The sequence below is a fragment of the Paraburkholderia sp. EG286B genome (genome assembly GCF_040965655.1).
Lineage (GTDB): Bacteria > Pseudomonadota > Gammaproteobacteria > Burkholderiales > Burkholderiaceae > Paraburkholderia.
In genome coordinates this window covers 720,073-736,389 of record NZ_JBFRCF010000001.1, presented here as the reverse complement: position 1 = coordinate 736,389, position 16,317 = coordinate 720,073, and the positions used below count along the sequence as shown (strand labels likewise).

The window sequence follows — 16,317 nt, the reverse complement described above, 5'->3', positions numbered from 1 at the left end:
GGGAAAACAGACTCTCGGTGAACGTGTCGGCGCCGCGCATGATCTCGATGTGGCAAGTGGTAGTCCATCTATCAACGCTTCACGAACTCTGCGCGATGACGTGTTTCAGCGGTACTTCAGCAACCTGCTAGTCCGCGCGCCGGACTTTGTGAACTTCCAAGTGGATTACTTTGTGGGGAGTGCCTGGGGGACGTTCACACGGGATGGTCACGCATTCTTCGGGACTGGTGTGAACATGGCCCTTCCAAACCCGGTGCAGGCATCAGCCAGTATTACTGCTGGCTGGCTCAATCAAACCAGTGTTGTACCAGGCCAAACCAATAACTTCGCTGGAGGCTATGCCGGTGGTATGACTGGTGCTTACGGCATATTCGGTGCGGGCATCATGAACTCACCGGGTAATGGGACTGCAACCATCATTGGTGTCGGTGGTGGAGTCAGCGCCGGAAAGAACACCAATATTGGCGGCATCGGTGGTGGGTATAGTAGTGACCGTGGCAAGACAGGAATCGGGTGGTAAAAATGGTTGGAATTCCGGGTTCGGCTCATAAAACACGCGGTCAAAAGATCGTCGGAGTTATTGCCTTCACAGCGATCATGGGCTTCATCGTGTACGTGGTGGTGAAGAACATCTTCTTTAGCTAAATCAACAAACCCGGCCTTGTGAACTGCACCCCAGAAGTTGGACATCGATCCAACCTAAGCGATCTTCCGGCAACGCGCAGGGGATGGCGAAATCTACTTCTCGTTGTGCTGGTGATGCTCGTGGTCATCGCAGCCGGTATCTATCTATTCGACCCAGTGAGGCGCCAGTCCCATCCCTGAGACAGCTGCGCAGCACGGGATATTCCGTTGACCACGGACAAAGCAGGATGAAATGGTGATGTGGTGCCTGTTTTCCGTTCTCGTATCCTAATCGATCGCGTCGCATTCGAATTGCATGCCTGATCGTCTTTACAACGATGACGGGCTTAATCGATTACGTGGTGGTGAAAAACATCTTCTTTGGTTGAGAAACCACCACCACCACTGTAGTCGAGGGTTGCCTGTAGTCACCAGAAACAAATGAACTCGCATGATTCGTAGCAACCAGCCGCCACATGCGAACCGCTATCTCAATAATTCAGGACTCCATAAATAACAGGGTGTAATTTCCAACACCCCATCATCACGATGAGAATCCGAAAGAAGTTGGCCGTGCTGCCGCTCACAGCCCTGGCCACACTCGCGTCCAACGTGCCGGCACAAAACCTGGGCGGCATGGAAACCGAGCAAATCCAGCAACAGCGACTCGACGCGCAGCAGCGCGAGGCCACCGTCCAGGCACCCGCCGTGCGCTCGGCCGTGCCGCAGGCGCAGGCGTATCCCGACCTGCCGCAGGAGACGCCTTGTTTCCGTATCGAAGCATTCACGCTCGACGTGCCGCCCGCGCTGTCCGACGCGGTACGAAAGCAGGGCGCGTCCGCGCTGCCGCAGGACCCGTTCGCCTTCGCGCTCGAGTGGCTCGGCCACTACCAGGGGCAATGCATCGGCAAGGCCGGGATGGACGTGCTCGTGAAGGGCCTGCAACAGACGATCCTCTCGCGCGGCTACATCACCACGCGTGCGCTGATGCCCGAGCAGGACCTCTCCTCGGGCGTCATGAGGTTTGCGCTCGTGCCTGGTGTCGTGCGTCAGGTGCGGCTGGCCGATCCGTCGATGTGGGGCACATGGAGAACGGCATTCCCCACCGGCAGCGGCGAGCTGCTGAACCTGCGCGACCTCGAGCAGGGCCTGGAGCAGATGAAGCGCGTGGCGAGCCAGGACGCCGACATGCAGATCGAGCCCACCGGCGCACCCGGCGAAAGCGATGTGATCGTGACGCTCAAGCGCAGCAAGCCGTGGACGTTCGTCGCCTCGGTGGACAACTCGGGCACCGACGCCACGGGCAAGTGGCAGGGCAACGTGAGTCTTGGTATCGACAACCCGCTCGGCCTGAACGACATCTTTACGCTAGGCGCAAACCAGGATCTCTCGTTCGGCAACAAGTCGCTGGGTTCGCACGGTTTCAATGGCTCGTATTCGGTGCCGTGGGGCTACTGGACGGCCACGCTCTCGGGCAACACGAACACCTACTACCAGAACATCGCGGGCGTGAACCAGACGTTCGTATCGAGCGGCAATTCGCAGATTGCCGCGCTGCGTCTCGCGCGTGTCATCGCGCGCGGCCAGAACGATGTCCTCGGTGGCTATATGCAGCTCTCGAAGCGGTTTGGCGACAGCTTTATCGATGACACGACCATCCCCACGCAGGCGCGCAACAACACGTTCCTCGAACTCGGGGTGACCGATCGTCATTACTTCGGCGCGGCACAGTTCGACGGCACGCTGGCGTATCGCCAGGGCATCGGGGGATTTGGCGCGACACCGGATCCGTACACGAACGGTCCCACCTATCGTTTCCACATGGCGGTGCTCGACGCCAACCTCTCGGTGCCGTTCGCCATCGCCTCGCAGCGCTTCGCTTATACGGGAACCGTGCATGGCCAGTTCACCAACGACACGCTGTTCTATATCGACGACCTGACCATCGGCAGCCGCTACACCGTGCGCGGCTTCGACGGCAACACGATGCTGGCCGCCGAGCGCGGCTTCTACTGGCGCAACGAGCTGCAATGGTCCGTGTTCCAGACGGGGCAGACGCTCTACGCAGGCGTTGACTACGGCCACGTGTTCGGGCCGGGTACGGCGTTCCTCGCGGGTACGCAGCTCGCGGGCGCGGTGATCGGCGTTCGCGGCGGGATCCCGATGAAATACGCAGGCTTGAGCTATGACCTTTTCATGGGAACGCCGATTTACAAGCCTCACGGTTTCCCAACTTCACGCCTGACGGTCGGCGTGCAGGCCACCGCACAGTTCTGACAAATCGCCCCGTCGTCGTGCGTGAGTGGGCCGCGTTGCCCGGTGTTAAGCTACGCCAACACCATCCCCCTCACGATCATGGACTACATCGACAGCCTGCGGATCTTCCGCTCCGTCGTCGAGGCGCGCAGCTTCACACGCGCCGCGGACATGCACAGCCTCACCACGCCCGTCGTCTCGCGCGCCATCGCGCGCCTCGAAAAGCGCCTCGGCAGCCGGCTCTTTCATCGCAGCACGCGCGCGGTGTCGCTCACCGAGGCGGCTGAGCGCTTCTACGAAGGTTGCTGCCGCGTGCTCGACGACCTCGACGCGCTGGAGGCCGACGCCACCGTGCAAACGCGTGAAGCGAGCGGCGTGCTGCGCCTGGTCGCGCACACCACGGCCACGGTCAATCGCCTCGTGCCGCTCATCGCCAGCTTCAAACGCGCGCATCCCAAGGTGACGCTCGACGTGATCCTCACCGAGCGCCCCGTCGACCTGATCGCGGACGGCTACGATCTCGGCCTCGTGCTGCCGTTCATGCTCAACAACGAATCGACCGTCACGCGCCTGCTCGAGCGCATTCCGCTCGCGCTCGTCACGACGCCTGCGTATCTCGAAGCGCATGGCACGCCGAAGCATCCTGCCGACCTCGCCAACCACGTGTTCGTGCCGATGCCGCCTTCCATGCGCAAGCCCGTGATCGCGTTTCGCGTGGGCGAGGAGGAAGTCGTCGTGCCCTTGCATCACGAAATCGCCTCGAACAACCCCGAGTTCAACCGCGCGATGGTGCTGCAAGGCTTCGGCATCGGCATTCTCCCCACCGCGCTTGTCGGGGAGGAACTCGAGGCGGGCAAGCTCGTGACGGTGCTCGACGATTTCCCGCTCATCGACATGCAGATCGAGATTCGCCTCGCCTACACCACGCGCACGCTGCTGCCGGCGAAGGTGCGCGCGTTCATCGACCACGCCACGGCGTTTTTCGATGACGTGACGCACGAGACACCCTCCGAAATGAAGGCAGATTGAAAGGTGGCGGCGATTATTGTCGCCGCGTCCATAATGTGATGCGGCGCATAAGCCTTGTTCGCGGCCTGACTGCCGACTAATCTGTGCATATGCACATCTATCAGTCACCCGAGCACGACGATTGCTTTGCCGTACGCCAGGCCGCGCGGCATCTGTCGCAGCTTTACGAGCGGCATCTGAGCGCGGCGGGGCTCACACCCACGCAGTTCAGCATTCTCGGCGCGCTGGGTCGCGCGTCGAGCCTCACGATGGCGGAACTCGGGCGCTCGATGGTGATGGAGCGTACCACGCTCGTGCGGGCCTTGCGGCCGCTCTTGCGCGGTGCGCTCGTGGCCGATGCGCCGGACCGCGGCGAACGCCGCCGCCGCCTCGCGCTCACGCAAGTGGGCCGTACGCGGCTCGACGCGGCGCACGAACACTGGCGCGCGGCGCAGGACGAATTCGAGCGCCGCTTTGGCGCACGACGCGCCGCGTGGCTGCGGCGCGAGTTGTTTCGCATCACTCGGGCAGTTTAGTGTTTTCGGTCGGGTTTGTGGGTTGCGTCGCGCTTCTTCCCCTCGCGGCGCTTTTTTCATCTTTAGCAGTGTATATGCACAGGTAAACGTCATGTCGAGTCCTTCCACTTCCGTCGTGGTCGAGCCGACGCAAGCGAGAGAGCGTACGCGCATCTCGCGCATGCGTCTCGCGCTCGGCGCGGTCGCTCTCGTGCTGGCGGCCGCCGCCGGCTACTGGTTCTTGGTGCTGCGCTTCGTCGAGACCACCGACGACGCCTACGTCGGCGGCAATGTCACCGTGATGGCGCCGCGTGTGAGCGGCTTCGTCGCCGAGATTCCCGTGCAGGACAACCAGCGCGTGCACGCGGGCCAGGTGCTGCTGCGTCTGGACTCGCGCGACTACGACGCGAAGCTCGCCCAGGCCAACGCGGAGCTTGCGAGCGCGCGCGCCGCGGTCGACGAGTTGCAGGCGAGGCGCACGTTGCAGGAAGCGGTGATCAACCAGCACCAGGCCGAAGTGCGCGCGTCGAATGCGGAACTCACGCGCAGCGGTCAGGACCAGACGCGCTACCGCGAGCTGGTGAAGGACGACGCGGTCTCGAACCAGCTGGTCGAGCGCGCGGATTCCGACTACGCGAAGGCCCAGGCGTCGGTTGCGCAAAGCGGCGCGGCGGTGCTGGCGGCGCAACGCCAGCTCGACGTGCTGGCCGCGCAGATCAACGATGCGCAGGCGCGTGTCGCAACGGCCGAGGCCAACCAGCGCCTCGCGCAACTGAACGTCGAATATACGACGTTGACCGCGCCCGTGGATGGCTACATCGGCAATCGCACGGCGCGGGTGGGCACGCTTGCCAACGTGGGCGCGCCGCTGCTGACCGTGGTGCCCGCCACGGGCCTGTGGGTGGACGCGAACTTCAAGGAAGACCAGTTGAAGAAGATGCACGCGGGCGACCGCGCCGACGTGACGCTCGACGCGGCCAGCGGCACGCTGCACGGCACCGTGGAGAGCCTCGCGCCCGCCACCGGTGCGACCTTCAGCGTGCTGCCGCCCGAGAACGCCACGGGCAACTTCACGAAGATCGTGCAGCGCGTGCCGGTGCGCATCCGCGTCGACGCGAATGCGCCGGCGGACCTGCAAGCCGCGCTGCGGCCCGGTCTTTCGGCGACCGTGAAAGTGCATCTCACGCAAGCGCATTGAAGAGGCGACGACGATGAACGCCACGACCAGCGTCGACCCGACACTCGCTCCCCATCTTCAACCGATGGCGCAACGCGCCTTCGCGTTCGCGCTGATGTGCATCGGCTTCTTCATGGCCACGCTCGACATCCAGATCGTCGCTTCGTCGCTGCGCGACATCGGCGGCGGTCTTTCCGCGAGCCAGGACGAGCTGTCATGGGTGCAAACGGCTTATCTGATTGCCGAGATCATGGTGATTCCCATGTCGGGCTGGCTCTCGAAGGTGTTCTCCACACGCTGGCTCTTCGTGGCCTCCGCGGTGGGCTTCACCATTACGAGCATGTTGTGCGGCCTCGCCTGGGACATCAACTCGATGATCGTGTTTCGCGGCCTGCAAGGCGCGCTCGGCGCGGCGATGATCCCCACCGTGTTCACCACGGCTTTCGTGCTCTTTCCCGGCAAGCAGCGCCTCGTCGCCTCGACGACGATTGGCGCGCTCGCCTCGCTCGCGCCCACGCTCGGGCCCGTGATCGGCGGCTGGATCACCGATCAATGGTCGTGGCATTGGCTGTTCTATCTGAACCTCGTGCCGGGTGTTGCGGTCGCCGCGCTGGTGCCGAAGTACGTGAACATCGACAAGCCCGATCTTTCGCTGCTCAAACGGGGCGACTATCTCGGCATCGTGCTCATGTGCGGTTTTCTCGGCTGCCTCGAATACGTGCTCGAAGAAGGCCCGCGCAAGAACTGGTTCGGCGACGACGTGATCGTTGCCTGTACGTGGATCTCGGCGATCTGCGGCTTTCTCTTCATCGTTCACGCGCTGACGGCGAAGGACCCCATCGTCGATCTGCGCGCGCTGCTCGTCCGCAACTTCGGTATCGGCAGTCTGCTTTCGTTTGTCACGGGCATCGGCATTTTCGTGGCCGTTTATCTCACGCCGCTCTTTCTCGCGGAAGTGCGCGGCTACAGTTCGCTGCAAATCGGCTTGTCGCTGCTTTCGGTGGGCGTGTTCCAGTTGCTCGCGCTTGGCGTCTACGCCTACGCGACGCGCTATTTCAGCATGCGCGCGCTGATGCTGTTCGGACTGGTCTGCTTCGGGTTTGGCTGCTACCTGTATGTGCCGCTCACGCACGACTGGGGCTGGCAGCAGTTCCTCGTGCCGCAGGCGCTGCGCGGCATCGGCCAGCAGTTCGCCATTCCGCCCATCGTCACGATGTCGCTCGGCTCGCTGCCGCCTTCGCGGCTCAAGTCGGCAAGCGGGCTCTTCAACCTCATGCGCAATCTGGGCGGCGCGATCGGCATTGCCGTGAGCGCGACGATGCTCAACGACCGGCTCAACTTCCACTATCTGCGTCTGAACGAGAGCGTGACCGGCGGCGCGCCACAGGTGCAGTTGTTGCTGGCGGGCCGCACCGCGTACTGGTCGTCCGTGGCGGGCAATGCCGTCGATGCCGCCGAAGCGGGGCTCGCGCAACTGCATGCACTGGTGCTGCGCGAAGCGCTCGTGATGACGTTCTCCGATACGTTCTTCGTGCTCTCGCTTTGCTTCCTGGTCGCCATTGCGAGCGTGGCGTTCTCCAAGCCCATTTCGCTGGGCGGCCCGCCGCCCGACGCCCATTGAGGTGACCCATGAAAACCCCTGAACGCTCATCGACTCCCATGCGTCTCGTACTCTCGCTGCTGTCCGCTGCCGTGCTCGCCGCGTGCGCGGTGCAGCCCGCGCAGCATCCCGACCTGCCCGCCACGGTGCACGAAACGGCGCCGGCGGCATGGCGGATCGACGTGCCGCAGGACGCCATCGAAGCGCGCGCCTGGTGGGCGCAATTCGGCGATCCGACGCTCGATACGTTGCTCGCCACGGTGCTCGAAGGCAACCTCGACTTGCAGGCCGCGGCCGAACGCGTGAAGCAGGCGCAATCGATCACGACGCAAAAGCACGCGGCGCTGCTGCCGCAACTCGATTTCACCGCGCATGGCGCTTATACGCGGCAGAACACGCCGCCGCCGCTCGGCTATGTGAAGCAGGCAGGCGCGGGCCTCGCGCTGAGCTGGTCGCCCGACGTGTTCGGCGGCGAGCGGCTCGACCTGCTCGCGGCGCAAGCGAACCTCGTGGGCCAGAAGCATGCGCTCGATGCCGTGCGTCTCGCGCTCGCGGCGAACACGGCCTCGGCGTATGTCGATCTGCGCTATGCCCAGGCAGAGTTGAAGATCCTTCAGGATAACCTGGAGATTCGCAAGCGTACCTTGCTGCTCACACAAGACCGCCTGAAATACGGCCTTTCCACGCAACTGGACGTGGCGCGTGCGCAAACGCAGCTAAGCGAGCTGCAGGCGCGCATTCCGCGTGCGCAGGCGAGCATCGATCATCAGTTGAACCTGATCGCGGTGTACACGGGTCGCACGCCGGAGTCCGTGGCGCAGCTCGCACTCGCGCAAACGGCGCCCATTCCCGGCGTGCCCGCGAGCGTGCCGCAGATGCTGCCTTCCGAAGCGCTGCTGCGCCGCCCCGACGTGCAGGCCGCCTACGCGACCGTGCAGCAGCGCGCGGCGGAAGTGGGCGTGGCGCGCGCCGAGCGTTATCCGAAGTTCACGCTCAATCTCACGGATGGCATTCTCGCCGCGTCCTATCTCGGCATGCCCACGCTCACGGATAACCTCTTTAGCGCGGCGATCGGCGCGACGAGCCCGATCTTCAACGCGGGGCGCATCACGGCCGACATCGACCAGAGCGAGAGCCGCATGCGCGAGTCGCAATTGAATCTGCAGGAGACCATGCTGCAGGCTCTGCGCGAAGTGGAAGACAGCCGCAGCGATCTGGTGAGCACGGCGAGCCAGACCCAGCAGTTGAACGACGCGCTGGGTTCGTCGGCGCAATCGCTCAAGCTGGCCAACCAGCTCTACAAGGGCGGCGCCGCGGACTTTCTCGATGTGCTGAGCGCGCAGCAAACCCTGCTCGCCGATCAGGACCTGCTCAACGACGCGCAGCGCGAGCGCGCGCAGGCCGCGGTGGCGCTCTACCGGTCGCTGGGCGGCGGATGGAGCCAGAGCGGCGACGTGGTGCTTGCGCAGGAAACGCCGGCGCACGGCGGCTAAAAAGCACGGACGGAGCCATGACCTCGAGATCAAGCGCCGGATGCCGCCTCGCGAGCCAGCGAGCGCCACTGCGCAGGCGTCATGCCGACGTGGCGCTTGAAGCCGCGCTGGAACGCGGCGTCCGACTGGTAGCCCACGAATTCGCCGATCTCGGCCACGCTGTCGTTGCTCTGCGCGAGCATGCGGCCCGCGAGGGTCATGCGGATATCGGTGAGCACGTCGGCGGCCGAGCGGCCGATGGCCTCGTCGAAGTGCCGCGCGAACGTCGCACGCGACATGTGGCAAAGCTCGGCAAGCTCGGGCAGCGTCCAGGACTTGCCGGGCGTTTCGAACATGGCGTCGATGGCGGGTTGCAGGCGCGGCCGCTGCGCGAGCGCGAGCAGGCCGCGCGGCGGCGCGTCGCCGGCGCTCGCATAGCGCAGTGTGAGCCCGAACAGCGCGCCCGACAGATGGTTCACGAGCGACTCGCTGCCCGGCGCCGCCTCATACGCTTCGTCCCGCAACAGCGCGATCAGGCGCACGAGACGTTCGGGCGCCTGCGTGCCGTCGCGCGCGCTATGCACGACGAGCCGCGCCGGCAGATTCTCGCGCAGCAGCCGCTGCGGCACGGCGGGCAGCAGGAAGCGGCCGCACAGGACGTCGGCGATGGCGCCGTCGCCCACATTGGTTTCGATGCTCACGCCGTTTTCCATCCGCCTGGCAACCGCGGCGGGCGCCGTGCCGCTGCCGTCGTGCAGCACGTGCGCGCTGCCCGAGGGAAACAGCACGATGTCGCCTGCATGGAGCGCGACGGGCGCGCCGTGCGCATCTTCGACGATGGCGCGCCCCGCAAGCAGCACGTGATAGCGGATCTCGCGCTCCTTCGCAGCGGGATCGTCGATGCGCCAGGGCGCGCCGAAATGGCAGCGCACGTCGAGGCGGCCGGCAACGGGCATCAGCGCGAGAAGGCGGCTCAGCAGATCCATGGTGGGCGAGTGAGACGATTGAGCATGAAGTCGCGCCATTCTGGCATTAAAAGGGCGACGGTGCGCGACTAGACTGCATCCATGCCATCGACGATGGCAGCGCGACACAGACACCCGCTCGCGACCACGCAACGTTAAAGGAGCAAAACATGTCCCGTCTTTCCGCCATCAAGCCTGAAGCCGCCACCGGCGCCGCCGCTGAGATCTTTGCAAAGATCCGCAAGGCCGTGGGCAAGGTGCCCAACGCCTACGTCACCATCGGCACGCATAGCCCCGAAGCGCTGGGCGCATTGCTCAACATGGAGGCGGTGATCTCCGCCGGCACGCTGTCGAAGCCCGACATCGAAGCGATCAAGCTCGCGGTGAGCGAAGTGGCGGGTTGTGACTACTGTCTCGCGGCCCACACGCTGGCGGGCAAGTTCGCCGGGCTCGCGCCGGAAACGATGAAGGCGGTCCGCGCAGGCGAAGCGAGCGGCGACGCGAAGCGCGACGCGCTCGTGCACTTCGTCCGTCTGCTGGTGACCACGCACGGGACGCTGCCCGAAGCGGACGTGAGCGCGATTCGCGAAGCCGGTTATACCGAGCGCCAGATCGTGGAAATCGCGCTCGCCGTGACGTCGATTACGTTCACGAACCTCGTGAACCGCGTCAACGATACGACACTGGATTTCCCGGCCGCACCGTAACGTAGCGGCAACGGTTTTACCACCCCGCGTGCGCTGGACACGACATCAATCGTGCCAGCGCACGCGAGCGCTTGTTCCACAAAAACGTTTGAAAGTGTGCATATGCATACATAGAATATAGCTGGAACGGTGCACATGAAAAGGAGAGTCGACCATGAGTACACGCGAGATCGTTTTGTGCCAGCCGGTGCGTACGGCAATTGGCGGATTCAACGGTGCGTTCAAGGGCGTGCCGGCCACGGAGCTAGGCGCGGCGGCGGTGCGCGAAACGCTCGCGCGCGCGAAGCTCGACCCGGCGCGGCTCGGCTCCGTGGTGCTCGGCAACGTGATCCAGGCGGGCAACAAGATGAATCCCGCGCGGCAGGCCGAGCTTGGCGGCGGCGTGCCGGTTCAGGTGCCCGCGCTCACGGTGAACCGCGTGTGCGGCTCCGGTGCGCAAGCGGTTGCGAGCGCCGCGCAAGAGGTGATGCTGGGTCTTGCCGACGTCGCGCTCGCGGGCGGCATGGAGAACATGGACCGCGCGCCGTATTTGCTGGACGGCGGCCGGTGGGGCTATCGCATGGGCAACGCCGAGATTCACGACAGCATGCTGCGCGACGGTCTCGTCGATGCGTTTTCGGGCCAGCATTCGGGCTGGCATACTGAGGACCTCGTGACGCGGGCCGCGCTCACGCGCGCGGAGCAGGACAACTGGGCCGCGCGTTCGCAGCAACGCTTCGCTGCCGCACAATCGGCCGGACGCTTCAAGGAAGAAATCGTCGCGGTGGAGATCAAGGGCAAGAAGGGCATGGAGCGTATCGATACCGACGAAGCGCCGCGCCCCGACACGACGCTCGAAGGGCTCGCGAAACTGCGTCCCGCGTTTCGCCCGGACGGCACGATCACGGCGGGCAACGCGCCCGGCCTGAACAGCGCGGCGAGCGCCATGCTCGTGGCCGAGCGCGGCTTCGCCGAAGCCGAGGGGCTCTCGCCGATGGTCAGGCTCGTGGCGTGGGGCGTCGCGGCGGTGGAGCCGGGCCTGTTCGGCCTCGGTCCCGTGCCCGCCGTGCAACTCGCCTTGGGGCGCGCCGGCTGGTCGCTGGCCGACGTCGAGCGCTTCGAGATCAACGAGGCATTCGCGGCGGTGCCGCTCGCGGTCATGAAGCAGCTGGGCATTCCCGAGGACATCGTGAACGTCGAAGGCGGCGCGATCGCCCATGGCCACCCCATCGGCGCGACGGGCGCGATTCTCACCACGCGCCTCGCATGGTCGATGCAGCGCGACGGGCTGCGTCGCGGCGTCGTGACGCTTTGCATCGGCGGCGGCCAGGGTATCGCGCTCGCGCTCGAGAAAGTATGATGGCCGGGCCACGTGAGGCGCGTGGGGATGAGATACGGACTGGGATACAGGCGGGGAACACGATGACGAAGCGGATCACACGCGAGGAATGCAACTGTTTTGCGCTGCGGCAGGCCGCGCGCTTCGTCACGCAGCTTTACGAGCGGCACCTCTCGCAGGCCGACGTGACGGCCGCGCAGTTCACCATCCTCTCTCGCCTCGCGGGCCGGCCCGACGCCACGGCCGCCGAACTCTCCGACGACCTCGTGATGGACCGCACGACGCTCGTGCGGGCGCTCAAGCCGTTGCAGCGCGACGGCCTCGTGCTCACGGCGGCGGCCGAACACGACACGCGCACGCTGGTCTACCGGCTCTCGGCCGCGGGCTTGCGCCGCTATGACAAGGCGCATGCGTTATGGCTCGACGCGCAGGCCGAGTTCGAGCAGCACATGAAGCGCGACCGCGCGAAGGCGCTGCGCACCGAGCTGTTCGCCTTGACGAAGGCTGCAGCGGGCTGACACGACACCTGCGCAAACACGCGTTTCGTAAGCTCTCTGGGGCAGGCGGCCACGCCGGCGATCAGATCTGGCGCGAAAATGGCATCATGAGAATTCCAGGAGTCTGACGCTTTGCCGCCGGGTTCTCATGAGACGATATCGACCGCCGCCACCCAATTTCCTGCGTGACCACGCGCATCCAGCCTGGCGCGATATCGCGTTGACCACGCTGCCCGTGGCCCTGTTCTGCGCGGTGGTCGTCGGTCTCGTCTTCTGGCTCGTCGACCCGGCGCCGCCGCGCACGATCACGATCAGCGCGGGCCCCGCCGACAGCTCCTTCATGCAGATGGCGCAAGCCTACCGCGCGATCCTCGCGCGCAACGGCGTGACGCTCAAGATCCTCGAATCGGACGGCTCGGTGCAGAACCTGCAGCGCCTGCTCGATCCGAAGCAGCACGTGGACCTCGCGTTCGTGCAGGGCGGCGTCGCCGACGGCGCGGACACGCGCTCGCTGATGTCGCTCGGCAGCGTGGCCTATTTGCCCATCGTCGTTTTCTACTACGGCTCGGGCCTCACGCGGCTCTCCGAACTCGACGGCAAGCGCATCGCCATTGGCCGCGTGGGCAGCGGCACGCGCGAGCTGGCGCTCAAGCTGCTCTCCGCGAACGGCATCGACCCCGGCGGCGACTCCACGCTCCTGCCGCTCGACGGCATGGATGCGGCCACGGCGCTCGTCTCCGGCCGCGTCGAGGCCGCGATGCTGAGCGGCGACTCGACCACGCGCGCCCTGATGCTGCGTTTGCTCGACATCCCCGGCATCTCGGTCATGAGCTTCGGCGAAGCGGCCGCCTATACGCGGCTCTTTCCGTATCTGGAGAACGTCGACCTGCCGCCCGGCGTGCTCGATCTGCGCCGGCGCCAGCCGCGCGAAACGGTGCATCTGATCGGCCCGACCGTCGAACTCGTCGCGCGCGATACGCTGCATCCCGCGCTCTCCGATCTGCTCATCGAAGCGGCGGGCGAGGTGAACGGCGCGCCCGGACTCCTGCAGCGCGAGGGCCAGTTTCCGAGCCCGGCGGTGCACGACTTTCGTGTGAGCGAGGACGCCACGCGCTACTACAAGTCGGGCAAGAGCTTTCTCTATCGCGCGCTGCCGTTCTGGCTCGCGAGCGTGACGGACCGTCTGCTCGTGCTGCTGCTGCCTCTGGCCGTGCTCGTGATTCCCGCGTTGCGCACGATACCGGCGCTGTATCGCTGGCGCGTGCGTTCGCGCATTTATCGCTATTACGGCGCGCTCATCGCCATCGAGCGCGACGCGCGCATGCATACCAACGAAGAGCAGCGGCGCGCGCTGATCGAAGAACTCGACGAGATCGAGCGCTCGCTCAATACGCTGCGCATGCCGCTCGCGTTCGCCGATGCGTTTTACGTCTTGCGCGAACATGTGGGTTTCGTGCGTATGCACTTGAATGCCGGCGAGTCGCAATCGCACTCCAGCGCGGTCTAATTCGTATTCACGATATTGTTACGCTCAACGTAGTTTTCCGACTCGTTGATGCACATCGCTTAATGCAGTGTTGCAACACTTCTTCGGTTGACACTGCGAGTCTCGCCCCTTTATTTTTTGTAGCCACGCCGTCGCGGCTTCGAGACAGTGAGGCTCGCTCGAGGTTTGCGAATGTTCGATCCCAGCGCCTATTAGAACCATTGTTCGTAACCGGGAGGACCATAACGTGAAAACATCCGGGGCAAGCCAGCGTCTTGCCTGGCTCGTGTGCGCCACGCTCGCGGGCGCGCCGCTCTTCGTGGGGCCGCTTGGTCCCGCTGCCGCGCTTGCGCAGAACGCGGCGCATCTCTCGAACCAGCAGCTCGATTCTCTCACCGCGCCGATCGCGCTCTATCCAGACGCATTGCTCGCACAGGTGCTCATGGCCGCCACGTTCCCGCAAGACGTGTCCGCCGCCGCCGCGTGGGCCAAGTCCAACCCGAACCTCAAGGGCGACGACGCTGTGAAGGCCGTCGCTTCCCAGCCGTGGGACCCGAGCGTGCAGTCGCTCGTGGCGTTCCCGCAGGTGCTCGAAACCATGGCTTCGAAGCCCGACTGGGTCCAGCAGATCGGCAACGCGTTTCTCGCGCAACCCAACGACGTGATGGACTCGGTGCAGCGCCTGCGCGTGCAGGCGCAGAAGGCGGGCAACCTCAAGTCCAACGAGCAGCAGAAGGTCGTGGTCCAGCCAGCCTCGAGCACCTCGACCACGCAGACCATCGTGATCGAGCCGGCGAATCCGCAGGTGGTGTACGTGCCGACCTATAACCCCACGGTGGTGTATGGCGCGTGGCCGTATCCGGCTTATCCGCCCGTGTATATGCCGCCGCCTCCGGGTTACGCGATTGCGTCGGGTTTCGTCGGCGGGCTCGCGTTCGGCGCCGGCATCGCGGTCGCCAACTCGCTGTGGGGCGGCTTCAACTGGAACAACCATGACGTGAACATCAACGTCAATCGCTACAACAACGTCAACGTCAACAACCGCATCAACTCGGCCAACGGCACGGCGAACTGGAATCGCAACGCCAATGTCGAGCGCCGCCAGAACTACAACAACGCGAACCTGAACGGCCAGCGCAACCAGTACCGGGGCTACGACCAGTCGCGCACCCAGGCCATGGAGACCTTGCAGAACCGCACTGGCCAGAACATGAGCGGCAATGCGCAGCAAAGACTCCAGGGCATCCAGGAGGGCGGCCGGCCGAATGCCGACGGCGGCAATGCGCTCAACAACCGCGCGCAAAACGGCGCGCAAAACGCGAACCGTGGCAACGAGTTGAACAACCGCGCGCAAAACGCGAACCGCACGAACGATCTCAACAACCGGGCGCAGAGCATGAATCGCGACAACGCGTTACGCGGCGCGGGCGACGGCGCCAATGCGCGCCTCGAACAACAACGCGGCCAGCAAAGCCGCGCGGCGTTCCAGAGCCATGGCGGCGGCGGCTTCAACGGCGGCGGGGGCGGAGGCGGCTTCCATGGCGGTGGTGGTGGCGGGTTCGGCGGTGGCGGCGGTGGCGGCGGACGTCACATCGGCCGCCGATAACGTTGAATCTCATGAGGAGTCGAAAAATGATCCGCATTTCCGCACGCCGCCTGCCGCACGACTACGCGCTCGCGCTCGGGACGGCACTCGCGCTCTTCGGCGCGCCCGCGCTGCTGCCGGCCCAGTTCGGCGGCGCCGCCGTCTACGCGCAAGCCGTCTTCTCCACGCCCGAAGCCGCCGCAAACGCGTTCACCGACGCACTCGCGACCAACGACCAGGGCGCCATGAAGCACGTGCTCGGCAACGATTTCACCGCGTTCATCCCCACGCAAAACATCGGTCAGGACGATATCGACGACTACCTTGGCGCCTGGGCGAAGGGTCATCGCGTCGTCCCCGACGCCACGCCGGTTGCCGGCAAGGCGAGCGCTCACGTCGAGGTGGGCGACAGCGGCTGGACGCTGCCCATCCCCATCGTGCAGTCGGGCAAGGGCTGGCACTTCGACCCGCGTGAAGGCGCGAGCGAAATTCTCACGCGCCGCATCGGCCGCAACGAACGTGCTGCCATGCTCACCTCGCTCGCCTACGTCGACGCGCAGAACGACTATCGCAAGCTCACGCAACACTATGCGCAGCGCCTCGTAAGCACGCCGGGCACGCACGACGGTTTGTACTGGCCGGTCGAGCCGGGCGAGACCGAAAGTCCGCTCGGACCGCTCGCAGCAGCCATGCCGGGCAACGCGAAGATCACGCCGGGGGAGGGGTATCACGGCTATCACTTCCGCATTCTCACGGCGCAGGGGCCACACGCCGGCGGCGGTGCGCGCAGCTATCTCGAGAACGGGGATCTGAGCGGGGGCTTTGCGCTCGTGGCCTGGCCGGCGCAGTACGGCAAAACCGGTGTGATGAGCTTCATCATCAACCAGGACGGCCAGCTTTATCAGAAGAACCTCGGGCCGAACGGCGCGCATATGGCAGAGGCGATGAAGGCCTTCGATCCCGACTCGTCCTGGCAGGCCACCACACCCTGAGCGGCGATCCGCCGTCCGTCGGACGGCATGATTTCTGACGTTGTTCGCTAACGGACGCCTCACACGGAATTCGGGCACAATCAAGCCACGGCGACGTGGCTGTCGCCAGATGCGG

Annotated in this window: 13 protein-coding genes and 1 pseudogene; 13 read left to right on the top strand and 1 reads right to left on the bottom strand. The window is 65.1% G+C overall.

Annotated elements, in window-relative coordinates; genetic code table 11:
• From AB4Y42_RS03375 to AB4Y42_RS03345, 7 genes and pseudogenes are all read left to right on the top strand, one after another.
• Window positions 1-520, top strand: a pseudogene (locus AB4Y42_RS03375) (hypothetical protein); the annotation flags it as partial.
• 653 nt (window positions 521-1,173) lie between these two features.
• Window positions 1,174-2,901 carry a ShlB/FhaC/HecB family hemolysin secretion/activation protein gene (locus tag AB4Y42_RS03370; RefSeq protein ID WP_368693384.1) on the top strand — a complete coding sequence of 576 codons (1,728 nt, stop codon included), beginning with the start codon at window positions 1,174-1,176 and terminating at the stop codon, window positions 2,899-2,901.
• Between the two features lie 78 nt (window positions 2,902-2,979).
• A complete protein-coding gene (locus tag AB4Y42_RS03365) occupies window positions 2,980-3,909 on the top strand; it encodes a LysR family transcriptional regulator (RefSeq protein WP_368693408.1) in 930 nt (309 codons plus the stop codon).
• Window positions 3,910-3,998: 89 nt separating this feature from the next.
• Window positions 3,999-4,424, top strand: a complete 426-nt coding sequence (locus AB4Y42_RS03360) for a MarR family winged helix-turn-helix transcriptional regulator (protein WP_254358100.1) — start codon at window positions 3,999-4,001, stop codon at window positions 4,422-4,424.
• Between the two features lie 91 nt (window positions 4,425-4,515).
• Window positions 4,516-5,601, top strand: a complete 1,086-nt coding sequence (locus AB4Y42_RS03355) for an HlyD family secretion protein (protein ID WP_368689200.1) — start codon at window positions 4,516-4,518, stop codon at window positions 5,599-5,601.
• A gap of 64 nt (window positions 5,602-5,665) precedes the next feature.
• Window positions 5,666-7,201, top strand: coding sequence for a DHA2 family efflux MFS transporter permease subunit (locus tag AB4Y42_RS03350; RefSeq protein WP_368693407.1), 1,536 nt, complete (start codon window positions 5,666-5,668; stop codon window positions 7,199-7,201).
• An 8-nt stretch (window positions 7,202-7,209) separates the two neighbouring features.
• The gene (locus AB4Y42_RS03345) at window positions 7,210-8,673 is read left to right on the top strand and encodes an efflux transporter outer membrane subunit (protein ID WP_368693383.1); all 1,464 of its coding nucleotides are present in this window, start codon (window positions 7,210-7,212) and stop codon (window positions 8,671-8,673) included.
• Window positions 8,674-8,702: 29 nt separating this feature from the next.
• Here the strand turns inward: AB4Y42_RS03345 and AB4Y42_RS03340 are convergent, their stop codons facing one another.
• A complete protein-coding gene (locus AB4Y42_RS03340; protein WP_368689202.1) occupies window positions 8,703-9,638 on the bottom strand; it encodes an AraC family transcriptional regulator in 936 nt (311 codons plus the stop codon).
• A gap of 149 nt (window positions 9,639-9,787) precedes the next feature.
• On the opposite strand from AB4Y42_RS03340, the gene AB4Y42_RS03335 reads away from it, so the two are divergent.
• From AB4Y42_RS03335 to AB4Y42_RS03310, 6 genes are all read left to right on the top strand, one after another.
• Window positions 9,788-10,324, top strand: a complete 537-nt coding sequence (locus tag AB4Y42_RS03335; protein ID WP_368689203.1) for a carboxymuconolactone decarboxylase family protein — start codon at window positions 9,788-9,790, stop codon at window positions 10,322-10,324.
• 154 nt (window positions 10,325-10,478) lie between these two features.
• A complete protein-coding gene (locus tag AB4Y42_RS03330) occupies window positions 10,479-11,663 on the top strand; it encodes an acetyl-CoA C-acyltransferase (RefSeq protein WP_368689204.1) in 1,185 nt (394 codons plus the stop codon).
• A 62-nt stretch (window positions 11,664-11,725) separates the two neighbouring features.
• The gene (locus AB4Y42_RS03325) at window positions 11,726-12,160 is read left to right on the top strand and encodes a MarR family winged helix-turn-helix transcriptional regulator (RefSeq protein WP_158760710.1); all 435 of its coding nucleotides are present in this window, start codon (window positions 11,726-11,728) and stop codon (window positions 12,158-12,160) included.
• A 127-nt stretch (window positions 12,161-12,287) separates the two neighbouring features.
• Entirely contained in the window at window positions 12,288-13,646 is a 1,359-nt protein-coding gene (locus AB4Y42_RS03320; protein WP_368689205.1) for a TAXI family TRAP transporter solute-binding subunit, read from the top strand.
• Between the two features lie 226 nt (window positions 13,647-13,872).
• The gene (locus AB4Y42_RS03315; RefSeq protein WP_368689206.1) at window positions 13,873-15,231 is read left to right on the top strand and encodes a DUF3300 domain-containing protein; all 1,359 of its coding nucleotides are present in this window, start codon (window positions 13,873-13,875) and stop codon (window positions 15,229-15,231) included.
• A 26-nt stretch (window positions 15,232-15,257) separates the two neighbouring features.
• Window positions 15,258-16,202, top strand: coding sequence for a DUF2950 domain-containing protein (locus tag AB4Y42_RS03310; protein ID WP_368693382.1), 945 nt, complete (start codon window positions 15,258-15,260; stop codon window positions 16,200-16,202).
• The last annotated feature ends 115 nt before the right edge of the window (window positions 16,203-16,317 follow it).

Bases quoted from the DNA above. Each gene is read 5' to 3' on its own strand.
- AB4Y42_RS03370 (WP_368693384.1), top strand. From the start codon at position 1,174: ATGAGAATCCGAAAGAAGTTGGCCGTGCTGCCGCTCACAGCCCTGGCC.
- AB4Y42_RS03365 (WP_368693408.1), top strand. From the start codon at position 2,980: ATGGACTACATCGACAGCCTGCGGATCTTCCGCTCCGTCGTCGAGGCG.
- AB4Y42_RS03360 (WP_254358100.1), top strand. From the start codon at position 3,999: ATGCACATCTATCAGTCACCCGAGCACGACGATTGCTTTGCCGTACGC.
- AB4Y42_RS03355 (WP_368689200.1), top strand. From the start codon at position 4,516: ATGTCGAGTCCTTCCACTTCCGTCGTGGTCGAGCCGACGCAAGCGAGA.
- AB4Y42_RS03350 (WP_368693407.1), top strand. From the start codon at position 5,666: ATGGCGCAACGCGCCTTCGCGTTCGCGCTGATGTGCATCGGCTTCTTC.
- AB4Y42_RS03345 (WP_368693383.1), top strand. From the start codon at position 7,210: ATGAAAACCCCTGAACGCTCATCGACTCCCATGCGTCTCGTACTCTCG.
- AB4Y42_RS03340 (WP_368689202.1), bottom strand. From the start codon at position 9,638: ATGGATCTGCTGAGCCGCCTTCTCGCGCTGATGCCCGTTGCCGGCCGC.
- AB4Y42_RS03335 (WP_368689203.1), top strand. From the start codon at position 9,788: ATGTCCCGTCTTTCCGCCATCAAGCCTGAAGCCGCCACCGGCGCCGCC.
- AB4Y42_RS03330 (WP_368689204.1), top strand. From the start codon at position 10,479: ATGAGTACACGCGAGATCGTTTTGTGCCAGCCGGTGCGTACGGCAATT.
- AB4Y42_RS03325 (WP_158760710.1), top strand. From the start codon at position 11,726: ATGACGAAGCGGATCACACGCGAGGAATGCAACTGTTTTGCGCTGCGG.
- AB4Y42_RS03320 (WP_368689205.1), top strand. From the start codon at position 12,288: ATGAGACGATATCGACCGCCGCCACCCAATTTCCTGCGTGACCACGCG.
- AB4Y42_RS03310 (WP_368693382.1), top strand. From the start codon at position 15,258: ATGATCCGCATTTCCGCACGCCGCCTGCCGCACGACTACGCGCTCGCG.